Source organism: Mongoliibacter sp., assembly GCF_007692705.1.
In the GTDB taxonomy this organism is placed as follows: Bacteria; Bacteroidota; Bacteroidia; order Cytophagales; family Cyclobacteriaceae; genus Mongoliibacter.
On sequence record NZ_REBN01000053.1, the window covers coordinates 1 to 4618 of the forward strand.

Sequence of the window (4618 nt, forward strand, 5' to 3'; positions counted from 1 at the left end):
CATTCCAAATCTGATGGGACCTTTTGACTATGGGTACAAAATCCATCCCTTCCCCCACCGCCAGTCTGGTAATCCTCGTTTCCCCATGAGAAGACCCCATCTCGTGGGGAGGGGAAAACTGATCTATACCCACAATCCTTTTCCCCGATTTGCTCAAATGCCAAAGCGCTGAGGATCCCAATGCCCCCAGTCCTATTACGGCGATGTCGTATGTTTTGAAACTGGTCACCATAAATACCTTTTCTTGCACATAAGCCAAATTTTTTAAAAAACTTTGAAATTATAATACCTCTCCATTGAGGGATGCGGGGAGGAGTGACGGTCCCGTACGTACGGGAGGCCAGCGCTGGCCTTGTGCGCGGATAGGATTCCGCCGTCTTGGCTTTTTGGGCTACTTTTTTTGCCAAGAAAAAAAGTAGCTTTATCATTTTCCTCAATAAATCATTTATAGGAATAGAATAAAGAAAGATTTCGAAATCTGATAATCAAATAAGAAAACCTCAAAAATCTAAATCTATATCGCCGTAGGCATATTTCAACCTTATCCCGAATCACTTTGTTATCGGGATCTCCGTTTCACTCCGATTTCGCGAAGCATATTTCGCAAAGCTTATATCAATGAGTATCTAGTATCCATTAATATCTTTCCATATCTAACAATACCTATTCAATAAAACCTCTAAATCTTAAACTATTTCGCCGTAGGCATATTTCAACCTTATTTCGCGAAGCTTATATCATTTCCTATTCCGTCCAAATCTTCCCCACATCCGAATAAGGAATACATCCTTCATAAGGCCCAGGAATAGGATTATAGGCCAAGACTTCTTTTCCGATTTTTTCGGAGTGGAAATAACCCAGTAGCGCCAACTCCTTCATCATCCTGTAAAAAGGAAATTCCTTCGGTTCTCCAAATGAAAATCCCCACATGGAGCCAGGCAGAGGTCCTGATTTCTCTTCAAAAGCCCTGATTACCTCATCCTGTTGTTCACCATCTAATTTTACAAAATCTTTTCCGTGCTCGTTTTTGGCCTCCTGGTTGAATGTATCAATTCCGCCTGCAAAACCTTTTTGGATCACTTCTGGGAATACATTGTACAGCATGCGGTCTACGAATTGATCCACACCTACATCCAATGCTCCGGGAGTATCGGTTGCAGGCAATATCCTGTCAACAATTTGAGAAAGTATTTGTGCTTGTTCCTTACTCAGCACTTGGGGATTCCAGTCTAGCTTTGCACCAGACTCACAGGACTGCATCAGGGTCGCCACCGTAGACCCTGTCAATGCATATCCGAATATCATGGCTGTGCCCTTGAGGGCTTCTCTTCTGTTCATCGTTTCTGAATTTAAAGGTTACTACGGTTCATTTCTTTCATGGCGAAATCCACTGCCCTGGCTGTTAAAGCCATATAAGTGATGGAAGGATTCTGCGTTCCTGAAGAAGTCATGCAAGCCCCATCGGTCACAAAAACATTAGGAACAGCATGTAGCTGATTGTTGCCATTGAGTACTGAGGTCTTAGGGTCCCGTCCCATTCTGGCTGTACCCATTTCATGGACCCCTATTCCTATGGCACCGCTATTGTCATAAGTATGTACATTTTTCAGGCCTGCAGCTTCCAACATTTCAGCAGCATCCGTCTTCATAAACTCCCGCATGGTCATCTCATTTTCCTTGTAGCTGGCATCAAATACCATCTTTGGAATACCAAATTCATCTGTTTCTTCCTTGCTGAGGTACATCTGATTTTCGTGATAAGGAAGTATTTCTCCGAAACCAGTCATGCCAAATGTCCAAGGACCTGCCTGCATCATGTTGTCTTTGAAGTCTGCACCAAATTCTTTGCTGTTGGCTCCTCTGCCAAAATTAGCCCTTGAAGCACTTCCCTGATAGCCATAACCCCTTACAAATTCCTTCATTTTGGTCTGTTCGTTGATATTTCTGAACCTTGGAATATAGATGCCGTTTGGTCTGCGCCCTTTGTAATATTGGTCTTCAAAACCGTCAAAAGTACCTGCGGCACCCAGTCGGTAATGGTGATCCATGATGTTGTGTCCAAGTTCGCCGGAGTCATTACCCAAGCCATTTGGAAAACGGTCTGAGGTAGAATTCAGCATAATCTGTGCAGTAGCGGGAGCGGATGCATTGAGGAAAATGATGCGTGCATGATACTCTATCATTTCCTTACTTTCCCGGTCCACAACCCTTACACCTGTGGCTTTTCCTGAAGCCTCATCGTAAATCACGGAATGTACCACTGAATTGGGTCTCAGGGTCATATTGCCGGTTTTGGCTGCATCGGGAAGACTCACCGAAACGGAGCTGTAATACGCCCCATAAGGACAACCCCTGTGACAACGGTTACGGGATTGACAGGCCCCACGGCCATTGTGTTCGCGGGTCAGGTTCGCCACCCTGCCAATGGTCATATATCGGAAAGGGAACTTGGCTTCAATTTCTTTTTTAATGTGTTTTTCCAGACAATTCAACTCCATAGGAGGCAAAAACTGCCCATCAGGCACATGGTCCAAGCCCATGGCTTGACCGGATACACCCACATATTTTTCCACATAATCGTACCATGGGGCAATGTCTTTGTAGCGGATTGGCCAGTCTATGGCAATCCCTTCCTTGGCATTTGCTGCGAAGTCCAGGTCAGACCAACGGTAACACTGTCTTCCCCAGATCAGGGAGCGGCCACCGGTATTGTCTGCGCGGATCCAGTCAAACTGTTGCTTTTCTATATATGGATCGGCCTTGTCGTTATGGTAAAAATGTTTGTTGTCTTCATTGATGAAACCGGAACGGGCCTGTACATAGTAGTCTTCGCGTTCCTGGTGTGTAAGTCTCCCATGGTTTTCAAAATCCCAAGGATCTTTTTGCATGGTAGGGTAATCCTGTAGGTGGGTGACCAGTCGGCCTCTTTCCAGAACCAGGGTTTTAAGGCCTTTTTCGCATAGCTCTCTGGCAGCGAAGCCTCCACTGATTCCTGAACCTACCACAATGGCATCATAGGTGTTTTCTGCCACTGCTTTGATATTGAGGTTACTCATTCGATTAGGGTTTAATAAGGTTAATTGATGGATTGGATAATTAAAGTAGTGAAAAAGTATTTCCAAAAAAAACTGATTCTATGGATGGTCAATTGAGCGAAATAAAATGTCAATATATGTGGGGGAAATTCGGAAGTATGATTTACGAGGCTGAACGCTTATTTTTTACTGCAGAGGGAAAGTGCAGGGGAAACTTTAAAATTTTAGATCTTAGATTTCAGATTTTAGATTTGGGTACGGTGAAGTGGAGGGTGAAGCTTCCAAAAGCACCTTAATCCTATAGCAAAATGATATTTGGATCAACACTTGAATTTAACGCTATTCACCTCTTAGCAAGAGAAGTCTGATAATAAAAATTGACCACAGATGGCCACGGATTTCCACAGATGATTTTTTTTTGACCGCCGATGTGAGTGTCCGCACTCATATCCAAAGTATGATTTACTCCCGCAGATTTCGCGGATTTGCGCAGATAAATAGAATAAGGGTAAGAAGTAAAACCAACCTTACCTTGTCACCTCGACGCAGGAGAGGTCTTTTGGTTTTTACAATGACAAGTCAAGGATTCCCACAGATGATTTTCCTTTGACTGCTGATGTAAGTGTCCGCACTCATATCCAAAGAATGATTTACTCCCGCAGATTTCGCAGATTTACGCAGAAAAAATCTTTATTTATTCTTTGCCTCTTGGCGCCTTTGCGAGCAAAACCCTTTTCTCTGCGAGCTTTAGCACCTTTGCCTCCTTCCTAAGATCGGGACAAGTTTTGCGTGAACCGCTACTAAAATTTCCCCTTCACACCATAAAAGATCCTTACCGCCTGATTCAGTAAAAAATAAAAACCTATAGCAGCTATGGCCTGATAGATCAATGCCAATACAGCAATCAGGATATTTGTTCTGATAAGCGTTAGCACAAAAGTCCAAAGCCATAGCACCCCAACAATAATCAGAAGCACCAAGCGGTCATCAGGCGTATCAATCATTATAGCGAAATAAAGCGCAACATAACTGATCAAACCTCTGATAACCGTACCCAGACCATAGATATTGAATCCGTAATTTTCCCGACCATATTGCCACAGTGCAAAACCTATAAACACAAATAAGGCAAAGCCCAGAATATAAGCCAGAATGGTCAGTACAGTCATGCTTAACGGCTAAGTTCCTTCACTTTTTTCTCTATCCCAGCTTTGGCTTTTTTGATATTTTCCTGGGCCAGTTTGAGGTCAATGCCATGGTTTTCAATATTTCTAGGATTGGCAAACCATACTTCAGGGGAGGTCTTGCCTTTGGATTGATTGATACTACGGGAAGTAACTGCTACATTTTCAGGGCAATTCACCACCAAAGCGATCTCCTCATCCGTCAGTAAATGCTTATAAGCCGAATGCACCCATTCCGAACCATAAATATGTTCATAATCATAAGCCTCGCCACCATTCCAAGTCTTACCAGTATAGCAGTCTTGAAAGAGAGCATTACCATTAATCCCTCGTTTGCAAGCTTCCTGATGCATGGAAGCTTTGACAAGGTTAAAGACTTTGTCGATATCGAAGCGGAGG

The 4618-nt window shown here is 43.5% G+C and carries 5 protein-coding genes; all 5 read right to left on the reverse strand.

Annotation, left to right across the window (positions count from 1 at the left end):
• On the reverse strand, positions 1–250 hold a 250-nt coding region (locus tag EA341_RS00870), incomplete at its 3' end, for an FAD-dependent oxidoreductase (protein WP_293010789.1).
• Between the two features lie 494 nt (positions 251–744).
• A complete protein-coding gene (locus EA341_RS00875) occupies positions 745–1338 on the reverse strand; it encodes a gluconate 2-dehydrogenase subunit 3 family protein (protein ID WP_293010790.1) in 594 nt (197 codons plus the stop codon).
• Positions 1339–1349: 11 nt separating this feature from the next.
• Positions 1350–3056 (reverse strand): GMC family oxidoreductase, encoded by a 1707-nt coding sequence (locus EA341_RS00880; protein WP_293010791.1) that lies wholly within the window; start codon positions 3054–3056, stop codon positions 1350–1352.
• A 779-nt stretch (positions 3057–3835) separates the two neighbouring features.
• Positions 3836–4204, reverse strand: a complete 369-nt coding sequence (locus EA341_RS00885; protein ID WP_293010792.1) for a hypothetical protein — start codon at positions 4202–4204, stop codon at positions 3836–3838.
• A 2-nt stretch (positions 4205–4206) separates the two neighbouring features.
• The coding region (locus EA341_RS00890) for a hypothetical protein (RefSeq protein ID WP_293010793.1) at positions 4207–4618 on the reverse strand (412 nt) is incomplete at its 5' end.

Excerpts from the sequence above, each read along its gene's own strand:
- EA341_RS00875 (WP_293010790.1), bottom strand. The coding sequence starts at position 1,338 with ATGAACAGAAGAGAAGCCCTCAAGGGCACAGCCATGATATTCGGATAT.
- EA341_RS00880 (WP_293010791.1), bottom strand. The coding sequence starts at position 3,056 with ATGAGTAACCTCAATATCAAAGCAGTGGCAGAAAACACCTATGATGCC.
- EA341_RS00885 (WP_293010792.1), bottom strand. The coding sequence starts at position 4,204 with ATGACTGTACTGACCATTCTGGCTTATATTCTGGGCTTTGCCTTATTT.